Source organism: Streptomyces sp. NPDC051104, assembly GCF_040682835.1.
In the GTDB taxonomy this organism is placed as follows: Bacteria; Actinomycetota; Actinomycetes; order Streptomycetales; family Streptomycetaceae; genus Streptomyces; species Streptomyces cynarae.
This window is the reverse complement of sequence record NZ_JBFBBS010000001.1, coordinates 200,308-220,023: the sequence shown is the minus strand read 5'-3', so window position 1 is coordinate 220,023 and position 19,716 is coordinate 200,308. Positions and strand designations below refer to the sequence as shown.

18 protein-coding genes and 1 riboswitch are annotated in these 19,716 nt (G+C 70.5%); of the genes, 10 read left to right on the top strand and 8 right to left on the bottom strand.

Features of this window, described 5'->3' with window-relative positions; genetic code table 11:
- Positions 1–15 precede the first annotated feature (15 nt).
- Positions 16–1,332: a 3-phosphoshikimate 1-carboxyvinyltransferase gene (aroA, locus tag AB0N14_RS01110; RefSeq protein ID WP_366023643.1), complete on the bottom strand. Its 1,317-nt coding sequence runs from the start codon at positions 1,330–1,332 to the stop codon at positions 16–18.
- Positions 1,333–1,485: 153 nt separating this feature from the next.
- Complete coding sequence (locus AB0N14_RS01105) at positions 1,486–2,217, bottom strand: M50 family metallopeptidase (RefSeq protein ID WP_366024226.1); 732 nt, start codon at positions 2,215–2,217, stop codon at positions 1,486–1,488.
- Between the two features lie 49 nt (positions 2,218–2,266).
- On the opposite strand from AB0N14_RS01105, the gene AB0N14_RS01100 reads away from it, so the two are divergent.
- From AB0N14_RS01100 to AB0N14_RS01055, 10 genes are all read left to right on the top strand, one after another.
- Complete coding sequence (locus tag AB0N14_RS01100; RefSeq protein ID WP_366023642.1) at positions 2,267–3,121, top strand: SOS response-associated peptidase; 855 nt, start codon at positions 2,267–2,269, stop codon at positions 3,119–3,121.
- Positions 3,122–3,131: 10 nt separating this feature from the next.
- Complete coding sequence (locus AB0N14_RS01095; RefSeq protein WP_366024225.1) at positions 3,132–3,758, top strand: alpha/beta family hydrolase; 627 nt, start codon at positions 3,132–3,134, stop codon at positions 3,756–3,758.
- Between the two features lie 307 nt (positions 3,759–4,065).
- The gene (gene sigR / locus AB0N14_RS01090; RefSeq protein ID WP_366024224.1) at positions 4,066–4,746 is read left to right on the top strand and encodes an RNA polymerase sigma factor SigR; all 681 of its coding nucleotides are present in this window, start codon (positions 4,066–4,068) and stop codon (positions 4,744–4,746) included.
- Positions 4,743–5,045, top strand: coding sequence for a mycothiol system anti-sigma-R factor (gene rsrA, locus AB0N14_RS01085; RefSeq protein WP_366023641.1), 303 nt, complete (start codon positions 4,743–4,745; stop codon positions 5,043–5,045). The genes sigR and rsrA overlap by 4 nt, the downstream gene beginning before the upstream one ends.
- Before the next feature lie 194 nt (positions 5,046–5,239).
- Positions 5,240–6,622 (top strand): HD-GYP domain-containing protein, encoded by a 1,383-nt coding sequence (locus tag AB0N14_RS01080; protein ID WP_366023640.1) that lies wholly within the window; start codon positions 5,240–5,242, stop codon positions 6,620–6,622.
- On the top strand, positions 6,619–7,863 hold the full coding sequence (locus tag AB0N14_RS01075; RefSeq protein ID WP_366023639.1) for an HD domain-containing protein: 1,245 nt from the start codon (positions 6,619–6,621) through the stop codon (positions 7,861–7,863). Before AB0N14_RS01080 ends, AB0N14_RS01075 begins: the two co-directional genes overlap by 4 nt.
- Positions 7,864–8,003: 140 nt before the next feature.
- A complete protein-coding gene (locus AB0N14_RS01070; protein WP_366023638.1) occupies positions 8,004–8,984 on the top strand; it encodes a hypothetical protein in 981 nt (326 codons plus the stop codon).
- A gap of 96 nt (positions 8,985–9,080) precedes the next feature.
- Positions 9,081–9,731 (top strand): peptide deformylase, encoded by a 651-nt coding sequence (gene def / locus AB0N14_RS01065; RefSeq protein WP_366023637.1) that lies wholly within the window; start codon positions 9,081–9,083, stop codon positions 9,729–9,731.
- Between the two features lie 319 nt (positions 9,732–10,050).
- The gene (gene cyc1, locus AB0N14_RS01060; RefSeq protein ID WP_366023636.1) at positions 10,051–11,136 is read left to right on the top strand and encodes an epi-isozizaene synthase; all 1,086 of its coding nucleotides are present in this window, start codon (positions 10,051–10,053) and stop codon (positions 11,134–11,136) included.
- On the top strand, positions 11,133–12,497 hold the full coding sequence (locus AB0N14_RS01055; RefSeq protein WP_366023635.1) for a cytochrome P450: 1,365 nt from the start codon (positions 11,133–11,135) through the stop codon (positions 12,495–12,497). The genes cyc1 and AB0N14_RS01055 overlap by 4 nt, the downstream gene beginning before the upstream one ends.
- Before the next feature lie 64 nt (positions 12,498–12,561).
- Here the strand turns inward: AB0N14_RS01055 and AB0N14_RS01050 are convergent, their stop codons facing one another.
- The 6 genes from AB0N14_RS01050 to AB0N14_RS01025 all read right to left on the bottom strand — a co-directional run bounded on the left by AB0N14_RS01050 (position 12,562) and on the right by AB0N14_RS01025 (position 19,691).
- Positions 12,562–13,575 carry a ribonucleotide-diphosphate reductase subunit beta gene (locus AB0N14_RS01050; RefSeq protein ID WP_366023634.1) on the bottom strand — a complete coding sequence of 338 codons (1,014 nt, stop codon included), beginning with the start codon at positions 13,573–13,575 and terminating at the stop codon, positions 12,562–12,564.
- Positions 13,575–16,010, bottom strand: a complete 2,436-nt coding sequence (locus tag AB0N14_RS01045) for a ribonucleoside-diphosphate reductase subunit alpha (protein ID WP_366023633.1) — start codon at positions 16,008–16,010, stop codon at positions 13,575–13,577. Before AB0N14_RS01045 ends, AB0N14_RS01050 begins: the two co-directional genes overlap by 1 nt.
- A 144-nt stretch (positions 16,011–16,154) precedes the next feature.
- A riboswitch (cobalamin riboswitch) is annotated at positions 16,155–16,245 on the bottom strand.
- A 77-nt stretch (positions 16,246–16,322) separates the two neighbouring features.
- On the bottom strand, positions 16,323–16,832 hold the full coding sequence (locus tag AB0N14_RS01040) for a GNAT family N-acetyltransferase (RefSeq protein ID WP_366023632.1): 510 nt from the start codon (positions 16,830–16,832) through the stop codon (positions 16,323–16,325).
- Between the two features lie 81 nt (positions 16,833–16,913).
- Complete coding sequence (mctP, locus tag AB0N14_RS01035) at positions 16,914–18,542, bottom strand: monocarboxylate uptake permease MctP (protein WP_366023631.1); 1,629 nt, start codon at positions 18,540–18,542, stop codon at positions 16,914–16,916.
- The gene (locus tag AB0N14_RS01030; protein WP_366023630.1) at positions 18,539–18,805 is read right to left on the bottom strand and encodes a DUF3311 domain-containing protein; all 267 of its coding nucleotides are present in this window, start codon (positions 18,803–18,805) and stop codon (positions 18,539–18,541) included. Before AB0N14_RS01030 ends, mctP begins: the two co-directional genes overlap by 4 nt.
- Positions 18,806–18,926: 121 nt before the next feature.
- Positions 18,927–19,691, bottom strand: a complete 765-nt coding sequence (locus tag AB0N14_RS01025; protein ID WP_366023629.1) for a GntR family transcriptional regulator — start codon at positions 19,689–19,691, stop codon at positions 18,927–18,929.
- Positions 19,692–19,716: the final 25 nt, after the last annotated feature.

Here is a 19,716-nt window from a genome sequence, read left to right as displayed (position 1 = left end):
TCGTCAGTCCGCCCGTCAGTTTCCCAGCATCCCGGTCCACAGCTCGGGGAAGTCCGGCAGTGTCTTGGCCGTGGTCGCCACGTTCTCGATCCGCACGCCCTCGACCGCGAGGCCGATGACGGCGCCCGCGGTGGCCATGCGGTGGTCGTCGTAGGTGTGGAAGACCCCGCCGTGCAGGGGGCGCGGGCGGATGTGGAGACCGTCGGCGGTCTCGGTGACGTCACCGCCCAGCTCGTTGATCTCCTTGGTCAGGGCGGCCAGGCGGTCGGTCTCGTGCAGCCGCAGATGGGCCACGCCGCGCAGGGTGGACGGGGAGTCCGCGAGGGCCGCGACCGCCGCGATGCCCGGAGTCAGCTCGCCGACCTCGCCCAGGTCCACGTCGATGCCGTGGATGGCACCGGAACCGGTGAAGACCAGGCCCCGTTCGGTCAGTTCGCAGGAGCCGCCCATCTCCGTGAAGATCTCACGCAGGCGGTCGCCGGGCTGGGTGGTGCGGGCGGGCCAGTCCGGGATGACGACCTTGCCGCCGGTCACCAGGGCGGCGGCGAGGAACGGCTGGGCGTTGGACAGGTCCGGCTCGACGGTCAGGTCACGGCCGAGCAGGGCGCCCGGCGTTACCCGCCAGACATTGGGCTCACCACCCGACTCCGGGGTGTCCACCTGGGCGCCGACCGCGCGCAGCATGTCGACCGTCATGCGGATGTGCGGTAGGGAGGGCAGCGTCGCACCGGTGTGGCGGACCTCGACGCCCTGGTTGAAACGGGGGGCGGACAACAGCAGGGCGCTGACGAACTGGGAGGACGAGGACGCGTCGACCGACACCGGTCCGCCGTCCAGCGCGCCGCCGCCGTGGACGGTCAGCGGCAGCGCGCCGCGGCCGTCGTCGTCGATACGGGCGCCGAGGGTGCGCAGGGCGTCGATCACGCCGTTCAGGGGGCGTTCGTACGAGCGCGGGTCGCCGTCGAAGCGGACCGGGCCGTCGGCGAGCGCGGCCACCGGGGGCAGGAAGCGCATCACGGTGCCGGCGTTGCCGACGTCGACCGTGGCCGGGCCGTGCAGTGCGGCGGGGATGACGCGCCAGGTCTCGCCGGAGCCGTCCGGGCCGACCCCTTCTTCGATGCCGACGCCCATCGCGCGCAGGGCCGCGGCCATCAGCAGGGTGTCGCGGGAGCGCAGCGGGCGGCGCAGCCAGCCCGGCTCGGAGGCGAGGGCGGCGAGCACGAGGGCGCGGTTGGTGACCGACTTGGACCCGGGCACGTGAACCGTCGCGTCGACGGCTCCGCTCGCGTGCGGGGCGGGCCAGAGGGCGGTGTGCGGGGGGTTCGGGGCCATGGCCCCACTCTATAAGGGCGCTGTTGAGGGGAGCATCGTTCGGGAGCGGCACCGTCGTGGCTGGTCGCTCCCCCGAGTTCTCGGCTTTGTTCGGACAGGGGGGACGCCGTCGCGGCGGAGCCGCACATCGACACGGTGGCGCCCCGTTCGGTGTCACATCTCCAGCAGCCAGCGTCCGCCGCCCATCAGGGAGCACAGCGACACCGTGTGGAACAGGAACAGCCACAGCCCGGCGGGCACGTTCGTCAGCCGGGCGAGCTGGTCGGCGTCCGAGTCCCCGGCGCCCCCGCGGGACCGCTTGGCCTGCAGCTCGAAGGCGGGGCGTACGCCGCCGAGGAGCAGGAACCACACCGCCGCGTAGGCGAACGCCGCCTGCACCTGCGGGCCGGTCAGCCAGGACACCGCCAGGAACGTGCCGCCGGTCAGCAGCACGGTCAGCGCCCCGTACGCGTTGCGGATCATCAACAGCATCGACACGAGCAGTGCGGTGGCCAGCCACAGCAGCGCGGTGATGTGCCCGGCGGCGAGCAGCGCCGCGCCGCCGAGGCCGAGGAGAGGGGGAGCGGTGTAGCCCGCTGCGGCGGTGAGGATCATGCCGAGTCCGTACGGCTTGCCACGGCTGACCGTGAGGCCGCTGGTGTCCGAGTGGAGCCGGATGCCGGTGAGCGTGCGGCCGGTCAGCAGCGCGACCAGGCCGTGGCCGCCCTCGTGCGCGATGGTGATCGCGTTACGGGATATCCGCCACAGGCTGTGCGGGACGACCACGGCGAACGCCGCGACCATCGTGGCGATCACCATCCACAGAGCGGGGTCCGGTTGGCTGCCGAAGACCGCGTCCCAGAGATCGGGCAGCGAACTCAGCGAGGTCGAGGCGAGGCTGTCCATTGCGGTGAGTGGCTCCAGGGGTGTCGGCGGATCTGGCAGTGTGGCACGCATGTGCGGACGGTACGCAGCGAGTCGCAGGCCCGAGGATCTCGCAGGAATCTTTGAAATCGAGATGGGGGTCCCCCCTGCCGGAGCGGAGTCCGGAGCTTGGGGGAGGGAGCCGGAGGAGACACTGGCGCCCGACTACAACGTGGCTCCGACCAAGGAGGTCTACGCGGTCCTGGACCGTCCGGTGAAGGACGCCGACGACCCACGCCCGGTTCGCCAGCTGCGCCGGCTCAAGTGGGGCCTCGTCCCGTCCTGGGCCAAGACGCCGGAGGGCGGCGCCCGCATGATCAACGCGCGTGCCGAGACCGTGCACGAGAAACCGTCGTACCGCCGGGCCTTCGCCGTCCGGCGCTGCATCCTGCCCGCCGACGGCTACTACGAGTGGGTCACCGGCGAGGACGAGCGGGACCTGGAGGTCGAGGGCAGGCGCAAGCGCCCGCGCAAGCAGCCGTACTTCGTGCTGCCCGCCGACGGGTCGGTCTTCGCGATGGCCGGGCTGTACGAGTTCTGGCGGGACAGGACCCTGCCCGACGACCACCCGCGGGCCTGGTGGGCGACCTGCTCGGTGATCACCACGGAGGCGGAGACGGCACCGCTGGCCGTGGCCCCGGTCGAGGGCCCGCGCACCCTGGCCGACATCCACCCCCGGATGCCGCTGATGCTCACCCCCGACCGCTGGGACGCCTGGCTCGACCCCTCCCGCACGGACCCCGACGACCTGCGCTCCCTGCTGGACCCGCCACCCCCGGGCCTGATGCGCGCCTACCCGGTCTCCACGGCGGTCAGCAACGTCCGCAACAACGGCCCGGAGCTGCTGAAGGAGCTGGCGGGGCCCGAAGAGGGCACACTGTTCTGACGTGACCGATGTGACACAGAGCGTCGAGACGGACGCCGGTACGGCCCGCGTCACCTGGCACCGGGCGAAGCGGGCGAGGCTGGTCCTGGCCGTGAGCCACGGCGCCGGCGGCGGCATCGAGGCACGCGACCTCCAGGCACTCGCCCGGGTCCTGCCCGCGCACGGCGTGAGCGTCGCGCTCGTGGAGCAGCCCTGGCGCGTCGCCGGCAAGAAGGTGGCGCCCGCGCCGAAGACGCTGGATCTGGGCTGGCGCGGGGTGTGGCCCGCGCTCGCGGCCCCCGGGCTGCCGGTGATCTCGGGCGGACGCAGCGCCGGGGCCCGGGTCGCCTGCCGCACCGCCGTCGAGCTGGGCGCGCACGCGGTCCTCGCCCTGAGCTTCCCGCTGCATCCGCCGGGCAAGCCGGAGAAGTCCCGCGCGGACGAACTGCTGGGCGCGGGCGTGCCCACACTGGTGGTGCAGGGCGGCAACGACCCGTTCGGCAAGCCGGAGGAGTTCCCCCGGGGCTCCTACGAGATCGTCGAGGTGCCGTACGGGGACCACGGCTTCGCGGTGCCCAAGCGCGCGGACATCACCCAGGAACAGGCCCTGGAGACCCTCACCGACGCCGTGGTGAAGTGGGCCACGTCACTCGGGTGACGCCGGGAATGTTGCGAGGCGGACCACTGTTGTCGGGATCAGACAGCACCGGGCGTGCTGTACGCACCGACGAGAGGAAGTCCGCCGCATGGGTTCGACCATCTGCCCACCCGTCGCCCACCACCACCCCGTGGACGGGCTGCGCCCGGCGGAGTTCGATCCGAGCCGCAGCAGCAGCGCTGACCTGGACTGGACGGTGCTGCACGCGGCCAAGACCGCTCCGATTCGAGCGGCGGCGGGCAACGATGTTCGTCTATCCTCCGATTCGAGTGGGATCGGTTTCGGTCCTGCCATGTCGCTGGAGGAGGTGGGTCCGGTCACCGGTACCGACGCAGGGACCGACTACGGCCAGGCGGAGCAGCCCGAGGGCCGGGGCACGGGCATGGAATCGTCCGCCGAGCGCAGTGCGCGCTTCGAGCGGGACGCGCTCGAATTCCTCGACCAGATGTACTCGGCCGCGCTGCGCATGACGCGCAACCCGGCCGACGCCGAGGACCTGGTGCAGGAGACGTACGCGAAGGCGTACGCGTCCTTCCACCAGTTCCGCGAGGGCACCAACCTCAAGGCCTGGCTGTACCGGATCCTGACCAACACGTTCATCAACTCGTACCGCAAGAAGCAGCGCGAACCCCAGCGCAGCGCGGCGGAGGAGATCGAGGACTGGCAGCTGGCACGCGCCGAGTCGCACATGTCGACCGGTCTGCGCTCGGCGGAGTCGCAGGCGCTCGACCACCTTCCCGACTCGGACGTCAAGGAAGCGCTGCAGACGATCCCCGAGGAATTCCGCATCGCCGTCTACCTCGCGGACGTAGAGGGCTTTGCCTACAAGGAGATCGCCGACATCATGGGGACACCCATCGGCACGGTGATGTCCCGGCTGCACCGGGGCCGTCGTCAACTGCGCGGCATGCTCGAGGACTACGCCCGCGAGCGCGGGCTGGTCCCGGCCGGCGCCGGAGAGTCGAACGAGAAAGGCTCGGGCTCATGAGCTGCGGAGAGCCGCACGAGACGGACTGCAGTGAGGTCCTGGACCATCTCTACGAGTTCCTCGACAGTGAGATGCCGGACGTCGACCGCTCCAAGTTCCAGCAGCACTTCAAGGAGTGCTCCCCCTGCCTGGAGAAGTACGGGCTGGAGCAGGCCGTGAAGAAGCTGGTCAAGCGGTGCTGCGGCCATGACGACGTGCCGACGGATCTGCGGGCGAAGGTCATGGGCCGTATCGAACTGATCCGCTCCGGCCAGACGGTCCCCGAGCACGATGTGACCGCGACTCCGCAGGAGTCCTGAACTCAAGTTCGGACGCTCGGTCAAGCCTCGGCAGTTCGTCACTCGAACGTGCTAATCCATGGGCCGGAAGCCCATGGATTCGGCCAATGCCACCCCGGTGCGCCACCTCCCCCTCTAGGCTCCCGAGCCTGAATGGGGCATGCCCGGGCCCGCCCGATTCCAGGGCCGGGCGCCGGTCGGCGGGAGGTGGCGTCGTGGGACCGGTTCGGCCTTGGGGCTATGTGTATGTCGGCTCTGCCGCCCTGGCCGCCTTGTTCTGTGTGGCTCCCGTGCCGGAGCTGCCCGTCCCCTGGTGGGCCGTCGCCCTGCTCGCCGTGCTCTACGCCGGCTGCGAGCAGGTCCCCCGGTGCTCCCTCGTGGGCCGCCACGCACCCGACGGCATGGGCACGTTCTTCCCCGTGCTGCTCGCCGGCGCCTTCCTGCTGCCGCCCCCGGCCGCCGCGCTCGTGCCGCTGCCGGGCGCCCTGCTCGCCCGGGTCGAGGGGCGGCCGGCCCGGCTGCGCCGGACCTGGCGGGCCGCACAGCTCGCCCTGGCCGTGTGGGCGGCCTCCCGGGTGCACTGGTCGCTCGGCGGCCACGACGCGGTCGTCGGCCCCCGCTTCCCGTACGCGCTCCTGCCCGCGGGCGCCGCCGTGGTGGCGTTCTGCCTGGCGCTCACCGCCCTCGACGGCGGGATCCTGGCGCTCGCCGAGGGCGTACCGGCGCGCACCGCCTGGCGCGGACTGTTCCTGCGCTCCCTCGCGCCCGTCGCCGTGCACGGCCTGGCCGGGCTGATGATGGCTGTGCTGTGGCGCAGCACGTACGGGCCGGTCTCGGCTCTGCTCGTGCTGCTGCCCATGTACGTCTCCTGCTGGGTCTTCGCCCAGTACCACCGCGAGCGGGCGGCCCATCAGGCCACGATCCGGGCGCTCGTCCAGGCGGTCGACATCAAGGACGGCTACACCCGCGGGCACAGCGAACGGGTCGGACAGGCCTCGATGATGATCGCCCGCGAACTCGGCATGGACGACGAACGCGTCGAGGTGCTGCGGTTCGCCGGGATCCTGCACGACGTGGGCAAACTCGGCGTGCCCACCCGGCTGCTCCGCAAGGACGGGCCGCTCACCCCCGAGGAGCGGCGGATCATCGAACTGCACCCCGAGTACGGCCACGAGATGGTCCGCGGCATCGAGTTCCTCGACGAGGCGCGGTCCGCGATCCTCCACCACCACGAACGCCTCGACGGCAGCGGGTATCCGTACGGGCTGACGGGCGACCGCATCCCCGAGTGCGCCCGTGCGGTCGCCGTCGCCGACGCCTTCGACGCCATGACGTCCACCCGCTCCTACCGGCGGGCCCGCCCCGTCGCCGCGGCCCTGGACGAACTCCAGCGGTGTGCGGGGTCGCAGTTCGACCCGGCGATGGTGAGGGCGTTCGTCCGGGCCCTGGCACGGCACGGCTGGCACCCGGTGGTGACCGCGGACGAGGAGCGGCGCGAGGAGGCCCGGGACGCCCGGGCGCACGGAAACGTACCGCCTCCGGCCCTGCCCGTGGTCGGCCGCCCGGCCGGGCGGGGACCCGGTGGGGGCGGTGCATGACCGCCCACCGCCTCCCCCTCGTCCTCGCCCACGCGGCGGCCGGGCTCCTCGGCGCCGGCTGTCTCGCCCACACCCTCTGGCACGGCCTCGAGGAACCCGGTGCCGCCCTCGCCTTCGGAGTGCTCGTCGGCGTCGGCGAGCTCGGCCGGTGGAGCGGCAGCGGCGAGCGGGAGCCCGCACCCCTCGGGGCGGCCGGGGCGCTCGCCTACGCCCTGCTCGGGGAGACCGCCGGCCGGCCCACCCACCACGGCGTGCCCCAGGTCGTCGCGGTGGTGCTCGCGGCCTCCCTCGCCGGCTGCGTGCCGCACGTGGCCCGCGGGCGCGGCCCCACCACCGACCACCTCACCCGCCGCCTGCTCACCGTCGGCTTCGCCGCCGTCTGCTTCCAGCCCCTCTACCACCACGGCGGACCGCATCACCGGAGCGGACCCGCGTACGCGCTGATCGTCGTCGCCCTGCTCGCCCTGACCACCCTCTGCGACGCGGTGCTCGCCGCCGCGCTCGCGCACTGCCGGACCCGCTGGCCGTTCGGGCCGCTGCTGCGCGACGAGCTGCGCGGCAGGCGCGGCATCGGCTCCGCCGTGTGCGCCACGGGAGCCGTGATGTCCCTGGCCGTCGCGGTCGCCGGCTTATGGGCGCTGCCCGTCTTCTCGCTGCCGCTGCTGCTCACCCAGCTCTCCTACCGGCGCTACGCGGCCGTGCGCACCACCTACCGGCAGACCATCGCCTCCCTGGCCCGCGCCACCGAGATCGCCGGGTACACGCTCCCCGGACACGCCCGCCGCGTGGCCGAGCTCAGCCGGGCCGTCGGCCGTGAGATGGGCCTCACCGAGCCCGAGCTGACCGTCCTGGAGTACGCGGCCCTCATGCACGACATCGGGCAGCTCAGCCTGGTCGATCCCGTCCCCGCCGGGGCAACCGCCCGGCTGCCTGCCGAGGAGCAGCGGCGCATCGCCCTGCTCGGCGGCGCCGTGGTGCGTCAGACCGGCGTGGACGCCGAGGTCGCCGTCGTCGTGGAACGGCAGGCCGACCCCTACCGGGAACAGCCGGTGAGCGCCAGAATCGTCCGGGCGGTCAACGCGTACGAGGAGATGGCGAGGGAAGAGACAGGACCGGGGGGACCGCTCAGCGCGCTGGAGCGGCTGCGGCTCGCCTGCGCCCGCGACTACCAGCCGGAGGTCGTGGAATCACTCGCACGAGTGCTGCAGCGAGACGGTCTGAGGGCCCCAGTGGTGGGGTAACCCATCGGTAATGAGCGCCCGTCCGGCCGTACGTGGTTGGATGCGAGGAGAGGGCGTTCGGGGGCACAGCTCGGTCCGTGGCCCCCGCAGACGGCAGCAATCCGGCAGGCGGGAATCGCAAGGGACTGGCAGGCGGAATCGTGAGGATCTTCGGGAAGGGACGGCACCGGCCCTCCGCCTCCTGGCGGCAGGCCACCGACCGCGCGTTCACCCTGATCGGTGACGGCCGGTACGAGGACGCGGGAGCGCTGCTGACCCGTGCCGCGGACCTGGAGCCCTGGCTTTCGGAGTCCTGGTTCAACCTGGCGCTGCTGCACAAGTTCCGCCACGACTGGGAGCAGGCCCGTACCGCCGGGCTGCGCGCGGTGGCGTTGCTCGAGAAGGAGACCGGGGCGCCCGACTGGTGGAACGTGGGCATCGCCGCCACCGCCCTGCAGGACTGGCCGCTGGCCCGCCGCGCCTGGCAGGCGTACGGGCTGAGGGTGCCGGGGGGTGCCGCGGTCTCCTCGGAGCCCGCCGGGATGGAGCTGGGCAGCGCGGCCGTGCGGCTGTCGCCGGAGGGCGAGGCCGAGGTGGTCTGGGGCCGCCGGCTGGACCCCGCCCGTATCGAGGTGCTCTCCATCCCGCTGCCGTCCTCCGGGCGCCGCTGGGGCGAGGTCGTGCTGCACGACGGGGTGCCGCACGGGGAGCGTACGACGGCCGCCGGGCACACCTACCCCGTCTTCGACGAGATCGAGCTGTGGGCGCCCTCGCCGGTGCCCACCTGGGTGGTCCTGCTGGAGGCCGCCACGGAGGCCGACCGGGACGCGCTGGAGCAGCTGGCCGCCGACGCCGGGTTCGCCGCGGAGGACTGGTCCTCGTCCGTGCGGCTGCTGTGCCGTACGTGCTCCGAGTCCCGGATGCCGGCCGACGAGGGCGACGGCGAGCATCTCGACCCGCACGACCACAGCGAGCCCGGCCACCCGGGGCCGCTGGGGCACCGTACGGACGGGCAGCTGTGGGTGCCCGAGCGGGAGTGCGGGGTGGCCGCGCCGGCTTCGCTCGTTCGGGGGCTGCTGGACGGGTGGGTCGCGGACAGTCCTGATTCCCGGGACTGGCGGGACCTCGAAGAGGTGTGTTGACCGGGCCTTCACCGGTCTCCCGGGGAAGTCACCCGACCACGCCCCGTAGGCTGTACTCGCAGATTTCCCATGGTTGCAGGAAGGCGTACGTCGGTCATGGCGCAGCAGGACACCGATCAGCAGCACGCGGGCGTGCTCCCCGTCGACGGCGAGGGTTTCGTCGTCGACACGGAGGACTGCGAGGAGCGCGAGACGGCCTGGCGGGAGCGTGGCACCTCGCGGCCGATCACGGTCGTCGGCAACCCGGTGCTGCACAAGGAGTGCAAGGACGTCACCGAGTTCGGCGAGGAGCTCGAGCAGCTGGTCGCGGACATGTTCGCCAGCCAGCGCACCGCGGAGGGCGTGGGCCTGGCCGCCAACCAGATCGGTGTCGATCTGAAGGTCTTCGTCTACGACTGCCAGGACGACGAGGGCGTGCGCCACGTGGGCGTGGTCTGCAACCCCAAGCTCGTCGACCTGCCCGCCGACAAGCGCCGCCTGGACGACAGCAACGAGGGCTGCCTGTCCGTGCCGACCGCCTACGCGCCGCTCGCCCGCCCCGACTACGCCGAGGTCACGGGGCAGGACGAGAAGGGCAACCCGATCAAGGTGCGCGGCACCGGCTACTTCGCGCGGTGTTTGCAGCACGAGACGGACCATCTGTACGGCTACCTCTACATCGACCGGCTCTCCAAGCGCGAACGCAAGGACGCCCTGCGGCAGATGGCCGACAACGAACCCCGCTACCCCGTGGTGGCCAACGACTGAACCCCAGGGGTGTCTCGGACACCCTGGCACTCCCTCGTCGACGGCGCCGGGCCGGGCACTCCGCGCTGCCCCGGCGCCGTTCGCGTAGGTGTCGCGTTCATGTGCGCGTCGCACATTCGATCCCTTGTACGCATGAACTGATACTTAATCAGTCACACAAGGGGAGAATCTCGGCACAGTAGGGGAGTGAGTGGAGCAAATCCGTTCCCATGCCGGTCAGTCGTAGTGCTGAATGGAATGCGCGGGACAACGCGACGGCGGTGCGCCCGGCACGACGGAGGGGGCGCGGCGCCAACCGGCCGCTGAGAGGGGTTTGTTCGTGCCAACTTTCCCACACAGCACTTCACCGACGGCGACCGCGGTCGCGGTTCCACCGGCGCTCCGACTGCCGGTGATCGAGGCCGCGTTTCCCCGTCGGCTGCACTCGTATTGGCCCTGCCTGCAGGAGAAGACGCGTTCCTGGCTGCTGGAAAAGCGGCTCATGCCGGCGGACAAGGTCGAGGAATATGCCGACGGACTGTGCTACACCGACCTCATGGCGGGCTACTACATCGGCGCCCCCGACGAGGTTCTGCAGGCGATAGCCGACTACAGCGCGTGGTTCTTCGTCTGGGACGACCGCCACGACCGGGACATCGTGCACCGTCGGCCCGCCGCCTGGGGGAGGCTGAGGTCGCGACTGCACACGGCCCTGGACTCTCCCGCGGACCATCTGCACCACCAGGATCCCCTGGTCGCAGGGTTCGCGGACAGCGTGCTGCGGTTGTACTCGTTCCTCGGCCCCACGTGGAACGCGCGCTTCGCCCGGCACTTCCACGCGGTGATCGAGGCGTACGACCAAGAGTTCCGCAACCGCACCCTGGGGCGCGTCCCGACGGTGGACGCCTACCTCGAACTGCGCCGACTCACCTTCGCGCACTGGATCTGGACGGATCTGCTGGAGCTGAGCGCCGAATGCGAACTGCCGGAGCACGTCAGGAAACACCCCGCATACCGGCGGGCGGCCTTGCTGAGCCAGGAGTTCGCCGCCTGGTACAACGACCTGTGTTCGCTCCCCAAGGAAATAGCGGGGGACGAGGTGCACAATCTCGGAATCAGTCTCATCCATCATGAGGGGCTGACGCTCGAAGAGGCCGTCACGGAAATACGGCGGCGGGTCGGGCAATGCGTCACCGATTTCGTCGCCGCCCAAAAGGAGGCACTGCGGTTCGCCGACACCCTCGCGGACGGAACGGTAGGGGAAAAGGAACTGGGCGTCGCGGTCAGGGCGATCGTCGCAAACATGCGGAACTGGTTCAGCACCGTGTACTGGTTCCATCACGAGTCCGGCCGGTACCGGGTCGACAACTGGGACGACCGGTCGACACCCCCGTACGTCGACAACGAAGCGGCAGGTGAGAAATGACTCTGGAATCGGTCAGCACCCGGGCGCCCATGGAGCCGTCTGTTCCGCCACTCGCCGCGGGCGGCGTCCCCGGTCTGGGACACGGCTGGAAACTGGCCCGCGACCCGCTCGGCTTCCTCACCCGGCTGCGGGACGACGGCGAGGTCGTACGGCTGAGGATCGGCCCGAAGACGCTGTACGCGGTCACCAGCCCCGAACTCGCCGGCGCCCTCGCGCTCAGCACCGACTTCCAGATCGGCGGGGCGCTGTGGGAGTCGCTCGAGGACCTGCTCGGCAAGCAGGGCGTGGCCACCAGCAACGGGCCGCTGCACAGGCGCCAGAGGCGGGCCATCCAGCCCGCCTTCCGGCTCGAGGCCATCCCCGCCTACGGCCCGATCATGGCGGAGGAGGCGCACGCGCTCGTGGAACGCTGGCGCTCCGGCGCCGCCCTCGACGCCACCACGGAGTCCTTCCGCGTGGCCGTCCGCGTCGCCACCCGCTGCCTGATGCGCGGCAGTTACATGGACGCGCGGGCCGAGCGGATCTGTGCGGCGCTCACCACACTGTTCAGTGGTATGTACCAGCGCATGGTCCTGCCTCTGGGGCCGCTTTATCGCCTGCCGCTTCCAGCCAACCGCGAATTCAACCGGGCATTGGCCGATCTGCATCTCCTGGTCGACGAGATCGTCGCCGACCGCCGGGCATCCGGTCAAAAGCCGGACGATTTGCTGACGGCTTTGCTGGAGGCGAAGGATGAGAATGGCGAGGCCATCGGGGAACAGGAGATCCACGACCAGGTCGTCGCCATCATCACCGCCGGAAGCGAAACCGTCGGTTCCATGATCATGTCGCTCCTCAAGGTCCTCATCGAGCACCCGGACCAGAGTGACAAGATCCGCGACGAGGTGAAAACCGTCGTGGGTGACCGGCCGGTCGCATTCGAGGACGTCCGGAAGCTGACGTACACCGCTCATGTCATCGTCGAGACAATGCGTTTGCATCCCGCCGTATGGATATTGACGCGGCGGGCTGTGGCCGACGCACAGCTCGGCGGGTACCGCATTCCGGCCGGGGCCGACGTCGTCTACAGCCCGTACGCGATCCAGCGTGATCCTCGCTCGTACGGGCGGCATCTGGAGTTCGACCCCGACCGGTGGCTTCCGGAGCGGGCCAAGGAGGTCCCCAAGCACGCGATGACCCCGTTCGGTGTCGGCAACCGCAAGTGCCCGGGCGACCACTTCTCGATGGCCGAACTCACGCTCCTCACCGCAGCGATGGCCTCTGCCTACCGCTTCGAACCGGCACCCGGGTCCGAGCCCGGGCCCCGCATCGGCATCACGCTCCGCCCACGCCGACTGCTGCTGCGGGCCCTGCCCCGCTGACCACGCGCACCGGACGCAGGTTCAGGCGGCCCGAGGGCCGCCTGAACCTGCGTCCGGCAGGCGTTCAGAAGTCCTCGTCGAGGTCGACGGTGCCCTCCACCGCGACCTGGTACGCCGACGGACGCCGCTCGAAGAAGTTGGTCAGCTCCTGGACGCCCTGGAGCTCCATGAAGGAGAAGGGGTTCTCCGACCCGTACACCGGGGCGAACCCGAGGCGTGTGAGGCGCTGGTCGGCGACGCACTCCAGGTACTGCCGCATCGAGTCGGTGTTCATGCCCGGCAGGCCCTCACCGCACAGGTCGCGGGCGAACTGCAGCTCGGCCTCGACGGCCTCGCGGAGCATGTCGGTGACCTGCTGCTGGAGCTCGTCGTCGAAGAGGTCCGGCTCCTCCTTGCGGACGGTGTCCACGACGTCGAACGCGAACGACATGTGCATCGTCTCGTCGCGGAACACCCAGTTGGTGCCGGTGGCCAGACCGTGCAGCAGGCCCCGGCTGCGGAACCAGTAGACGTACGCGAAGGCGCCGTAGAAGAACAGGCCCTCGATGCACGCGGCGAAGCAGATGAGGTTGAGGAGGAACCGGCGGCGGTCCGCCTTGGTCTCCAAGCGCTCGATCTTCTCGACCGAGTCCATCCATGTGAAGCAGAACTCGGCCTTCTCGCGGATGGAGGGGATGTTCTCCACGGCCGCGAAGGCCGCCGCCCGGTCGTCCGGGTCCGGAAGGTAGGTGTCCAGGAGAGTCAGGTAGAACTGGACGTGGACGGCCTCCTCGAAGAGCTGCCTCGACAGGTACAGCCGCGCCTCGGGGGAGTTGATGTGCTTGTAGAGGGTCAGCACCAGGTTGTTCGCGACGATCGAGTCACCGGTCGCGAAGAAGGCCACCAGGCGGCCGATCAGGTGCTGCTCGCCCGGGGTGAGCTTGGCGAGGTCGGCGACGTCCGAGTGGAGGTCGACCTCCTCCACGGTCCAGGTGTTCTTGATGGCGTCCCGGTAGCGCTCGTAGAAGTCCGGGTAGCGCATGGGGCGCAAGGTCAGCTCGAAGCCCGGGTCGAGCAGGTTCTGGAGTCGGGTGGTCATTACTGGCAGGCCTCGCAGGACTCGGGGTTCTCCAGGGAGCAGGCGACCGCTTCGGGGTCGGCGGCCTGCTGGACGGGGATGGGCTTGTGGGACTGGGCCTGGCCCTGGGCGGCGCGGGCGATACGGGTCGCCGGGCGGGAACGCAGGTAGTACGTCGTCTTCAAGCCCTGCTTCCAGGCGTACGCGTACATCGAGGAGAGCTTGCCGATGGTCGGCGTCTCCATGAACAGGTTCAGTGACTGAGCCTGGTCCAGGAACGGGGTGCGCGCGGCGGCCATGTCGATCAGGCCGCGCTGCGGGATCTCCCAGGCCGTGCGGTACAGCGCCCGTACGTCGGCCGGGATCCAGGTGAAGTCCTGCACCGAGCCGTTCGACTCGCGCAGCGCCTCACGGGTCCGGGCGTCCCACACGCCCAGCTCCTTCAGGTCCTGCACCAGGTAGGAGTTGACCTGCAGGAACTCCCCGGACAGCGTCTCGCGCTTGAACAGGTTGGAGACCTGCGGCTCGATGCACTCGTACACGCCGGCGATCGAGGCGATGGTGGCGGTCGGGGCGATGGCCAGCAGCAGCGAGTTGCGCATCCCGGTCGTCGCGATCCGCTCGCGCAGCGCCGCCCAGCGCTCCGGCCACGTGAACTCGACGCCGTAGTGGTCCGGGTGCAGCACACCGCGGGCCGTGCGGGTCTTCTCCCAGGCCGGCAGCGGGCCGATGGGAGTCCCCCCTGCACCGGAGCTTGTCGTAGGTGCTTGGGGGCGCTCGGCGAGGTCGGCGGAGGCCTCGTAGGCAGCCAGCATGATGCGCTCGGCGATCCGCGTGGACAAGGCCTTGGCCTCGGGGGAGTCGAAGGGCAACCGCAGCTTGAAGAAGACGTCCTGCAGGCCCATCGCGCCGAGGCCGACCGGGCGCCACTTGGCGTTGGATCGGCCCGCCTGCTCGGTCGGGTAGAAGTTGATGTCCACGACGCGGTCGAGGAAGGTCACGGCCGTGCGGACCGTCTCGTCCAGCCGCTCCCAGTCGATGTCGCCGGTCGCGGTGTCGACGAAGGCACCGAGGTTGACCGACCCCAGGTTGCAGACCGCCGTCTCCCCGTCGTCGGTGACCTCCAGGATCTCCGTGCAGAGGTTGGAGGAGTGGATCACGTGGCCCGGCTCGGCCGTCTGGTTGGCGGTGCGGTTGGCGGCGTCCTTGAACGTCATCCAGCCGTTGCCGGTCTGCGCGAGGGTGCGCATCATGCGGCCGTACAGGTCCCGGGCGGGGATCGTCTTCTTGGCGAGACCTGCCGCCTCGGCTCTGCGGTAGGCGGCGTCGAACTCCTCGCCCCACAGGTCGGCCAGCTCGGGCACGTCCGAGGGGGAGAACAGTGACCACTGCTCGGCGGCGCCCACCCGGCGCATGAACTCGTCCGGGATCCAGTGCGCGAGGTTGAGGTTGTGGGTGCGGCGGGCGTCCTCGCCGGTGTTGTCCCGCAGCTCCAGGAACTCCTCGATGTCGGAGTGCCAGGTCTCCAGGTAGACGGCGGCGGCGCCCTTGCGCCGGCCGCCCTGGTTCACGGCGGCGACCGAGGCGTCGAGGGTCTTCAGGAACGGGACGATGCCGTTGGAGTGCCCGTTGGTGCCGCGGATCAGGGAGCCGCGGGAGCGGATGCGGGAGAAGGCGATGCCGATCCCGCCGGCGTGCTTGGAGAGGCGGGCGACCTGGTGGTAGCGCTCGTAGAGGGAGTCCAGCTCGTCCTTCGGGGAGTCGAGGAGGTAGCAGGACGACATCTGGGGGTGCCGGGTGCCGGAGTTGAAGAGGGTGGGGGAGGAGGGGAGGTAGTCGAGCCGGCTCATGAGCCCGTAGAGAGCCGCGACGTCGTCCACCGCCCGGCTGCCCGTCCGTGGATCGAACGCGGTGTCCTCGGCGAGCCCGGAGGCGACGCGGAGCATGAAGTGCTGGGGCGTCTCGACGACCTTGCGGGTGATCGGGTGTCGTAGGAGGTAGCGGCTGTGCAGGGTGCGCAGGCCGAAGTAGCCGAAGCGGTCGTCGGCCCGCTCGTCCACCAGGGCGTCGAGACGGTCGGCGTGCAGGCGTACGAACGTGGCGGTGCGGTCCGCGATGAGCCCTTCCCGGTGGCCGACGGCGATGGACTCGGTGAACGACGTGACGCCCTGGGAGGCGGCCTCGGCGCGGATGCCGATGGTCAGCAGGCGGGCGGCCAGCTTCGAGTAGGCGGGGTCCTCGGAGATGAGGCCCGCGGCCGCCTCCGTGGCCAGCTCGCGCAGCTCGGCCTCGTCGGCGCGGGCGGACCGGCCGCGCAGCGCGGCGGCGGCGACCCGGCCGGGGTCGGCGTCGGGAAGGTCGGTGGTCAGCTCGGTCAGGGTCCGCAGCAGCGCGGCACCGGGACCGTCGGGTTCCAGGCCCGCGGCTGAAGCCGGATCGACTGGCGCGATGGTCACGTGGGGCTCTCCCTCGCTCGGCACAGGGCCTGGCGGAGGGCAGGGGGCAGCTCACGAGCGCACGCGGCGTCGCGTCCACCGGCCCATTCCACGAGGCCCGGACGTCAGGACACCCGGACCGGACGGCCGGGCGCACTGTCGGCAGGTCCTCGGACTGACGCTCGTACGACGGCATGTGGGCATACGTGTACGAGTACACCGTTGCGGGACAGTTCCGGATTCGCACCGGATTCCCCTGCGGCGACAGCGAGCATGAGCATACATCTTGTGCCGGGCTGCGACGCCACCCCCAGATGTTGTGTCGCAGTGGCCTCAGAGCGTCAACTCGTAGGTGAGGAGAGTGATGTCGTCGAGATGGGGGAGGGGCTTCCAGTCCCGCTCGGGTGTGCGAGCGAAGCCCAGACGTTCATAGATGCGGTGGGCGGTGTGCATCGTGCGCTGGGTCGACAGGACGACCCGTACGCAGCCGTCCGTGGCCCGTGCGCGGTCGACGCAGGCCCGGACGAGAGCCTCTCCTGTGCCCCGGCCGCGGGCGGCGTGAGCGACCGCGAGCATCCGTATCTCGGCCTCCTCCGGGCCCGCGATGTCGGCCATGGGGCCGCCGCCGGTCGGTACGAAGGCGACGCCGCCGAGCACATGCCCGCCCGCCACGGCCACCAGCACCTCTGCCGCGGCCGCCCGCCCTGCCACGTCCTTCAGTTCGTCGAGGTAGGCGTCGCTCTCCCCGAAGTCGAGGAGGCCGTCCCGGAGGTAGGCCTGCGCGGTGATCTCGCCGAGCGTGTCGTACTCGTCGGGGGTCGCCTGCCGGATGGTGAGGTCCATGGGGCCGAGTGTGCCGGACGGGTACGACAACGGGCCGCCGGATTTTCTCCGACGGCCCGCTGACCGGTGTACGACGTGGACTCAGTGCGAGGCGCCGGCCGTGGCCGGCGGCAGCTCCACCTGCACCCCCGGGTCGCCCGCGTCCGCCGTGTAGTCCTCCGGCTTCGTCTCGTCGATGCCCTCCGGAGCCTTCAGCGCCTTCAGGACGAACGTCAGCACCACCGTCACCACCACGTTCATCACGAACGCCGTCAGGCCGATGTAGCCGATCTCGCCGATGCCGGGGATCTCCTTGGCGGAGCCGCCGAAGTGCGGCTGGGTCGGGGACGCTACGCCGTACGCCGCCAGCGTGCCGTAGACCATGCCGACCGCCCAGCCCGCAAGCAGCGCCCAGCGGTGGAACCAGCGGGTGAACAGACCGCCGACCAGGGCCGGGAAGGTCTGCAGGATCCAGATGCCGCCGAGCAGCTGGAAGTTGATGGCGACCGTCTTGTCCATGGTCAGGACGAAGACCAGGGCGCCCACCTTCACCAGCAGCGACACGATCTTGGAGACCCTGGTCTCCTCTGCCGCCGTGGCGTTCGGCTTGATGAAGTCCTTGTAGATGTTGCGGGTGAAGAGGTTCGCGGCCGCGATCGACATGATCGCCGCGGGCACCAGCGCGCCGATGCCGATCGCCGCGAAGGCCACGCCCGCGAACCAGTCCGGGAACATGTTCTCGAACAGCTGCGGAATCGCCAGCTGCCCGTTCTTGACCTTCACGCCCGCGGCGATCGCCATGAAGCCCAGCAGCGCCAGCAGGCCCAGCATCAGCGAGTACAGCGGCAGGATCGTGGTGTTGCGGCGGATCACCTCACGGCTGCGCGAGGACAGCGTCGCCGTGATCGAGTGCGGGTACATGAACAGCGCGAGCGCCGAGCCCAGCGCCAGCGTCGCGTACGTCCACTGGGTCGCCTCCGAGGGCGCGAGGGCCCCGCGCGGCTTGCCCGTCACCGGGTTGACCTGCGCGAACGCCTGCCCTGCCTTCGCGAAGACGTCATCGAAGCCACCCAGCTTGATCGGGATGTAGATGATCGCCACCGCGATGACGATGTAGATCAGCGCGTCCTTCACGAACGCGATCAGGGCGGGCGCCCTGAGGCCCGACGAGTACGTGTACGCGGCCAGCACGCCGAAGGCGATCAGCAGCGGCAGGTCCTTCACGAACCAGTTGGTGTTCTCGCCGCCGCCCACACCCATCACGTCCAGCACGGCCTGGATGCCCACCAGCTGGAGCGCGATGTACGGCATGGTCGCAAGGATGCCGGTGAGCGCCACCGCCAGCGACAGGCCCTTCGAACCGAACCGGCCGCGCACGAAGTCCGAAGTCGTGACGTATCCGTGCCGGTGCGAGACCGACCACAGGCGCGGCAGGAAGGTGAAGATCAGCGGGTACACCAGGATGGTGTAGGGCACCGCGAAGAACCCCGAGGCGCCCGCCGCGTAGATCGCCGCCGGGACGGCCACGAACGTGTACGCGGTGTAGAGGTCGCCGCCGAGCAGGAACCAGGTGATCCAGGTTCCGAACGAGCGGCCGCCGAGGCCCCACTCGTCGAGGCTGGGCTCGTTGTCGGCCCTGCGCCAGCGCGCCGCCAGGAAGCCCATGACCGTGACGGCCAGGAAAAAGAAGATGAAGACGCCGAGCGCGACGCCGTTCACGCCGTCCTTCACTGCGACGCACCCCCCTTCTGGCCGGAGCGGGCGCGCTGGTCACGCTGCCACAGCTTGTACGCGAGCATCGTCAGCGCCGTCGAGATGAGCACCCAGAGCATCTGATACCAGTAGAAGAACGGGATGCCGATGAACGCGGGGTCCGTCTTGGCGTACGAGCCGACCCACAGCATCGCGACGAAGGGTGCTACAAGGCAGAGGGCGATGACGACGCGCACCGGCGTCATCACCGCCGCTCTGGCTGCATCTGGCTGATCGGACATGCGGCTCCGTCCCCTCACTGTCACCTGTGTAATGCGCAGGCAATGTAGGTGACCCCGTCATGAAAGCGGAAGCCCTCGTCCGCATATCGGTCGTGACCAGGTCCGGAAGGCGCTGCTTGGTTTACTCCGCGGGCCGCTTCAGCCGGGCCACGAACTTGTAGCGGTCCCCTCGGTAGACGGACCGCACCCACTCCACCGGCTTGCCCTCGCGGTCCAGCGAGTGGCGGGAGAGCATCAGCATCGGCAGGCCCACGTCCGTGCCGAGCAGACCCGCCTCGCGCGGGGTGGCCAGCGAGGTCTCGATGGTCTCCTCGGCCTCCGCGAGATGGACGTCGTAGACCTCCGCGAGCGCCGTGTAGAGGGAGGTGTACTTCACCAGCGAGCGGCGCAGCGCCGGGAAGCGCTTGGCGGACAGGTGCGTCGTCTCGATCGCCATCGGCTCGCCGCTCGCCAGCCGCAGCCGCTCGATGCGCAGCACCCGGCCGCCGGGCGAGATGTCGAGCAGCCCGGCGAGCGTGTCGCCGGCCGTGATGTAGCCGATGTCCAGCAGCTGCGAGGTCGGCTCCAGGCCCTGCGCGCGCATGTCCTCCGTGTACGAGGTCAGTTGCAGCGCCTGGGACACCTTCGGCTTGGCGACGAACGTGCCCTTGCCCTGGATGCGTTCGAGCCGTCCCTCGACGACCAGCTCCTGCAGCGCCTGGCGCACCGTCGTACGGGAGGTGTCGAACTCCGCGGCCAGCGTGCGCTCGGGCGGCACCGGCGTGCCCGGCGCCAACGTCTCCGTCATGTCGAGCAGATGCTTCTTCAGACGGTAGTACTTGGGCACGCGCGCGGTGCGGACGGTCGTCCCGCCCTCGCTCTCCGCACTGCTGACGTCGGTGCTCATGCTCTGCCTTCCCGGCTCCGGATGC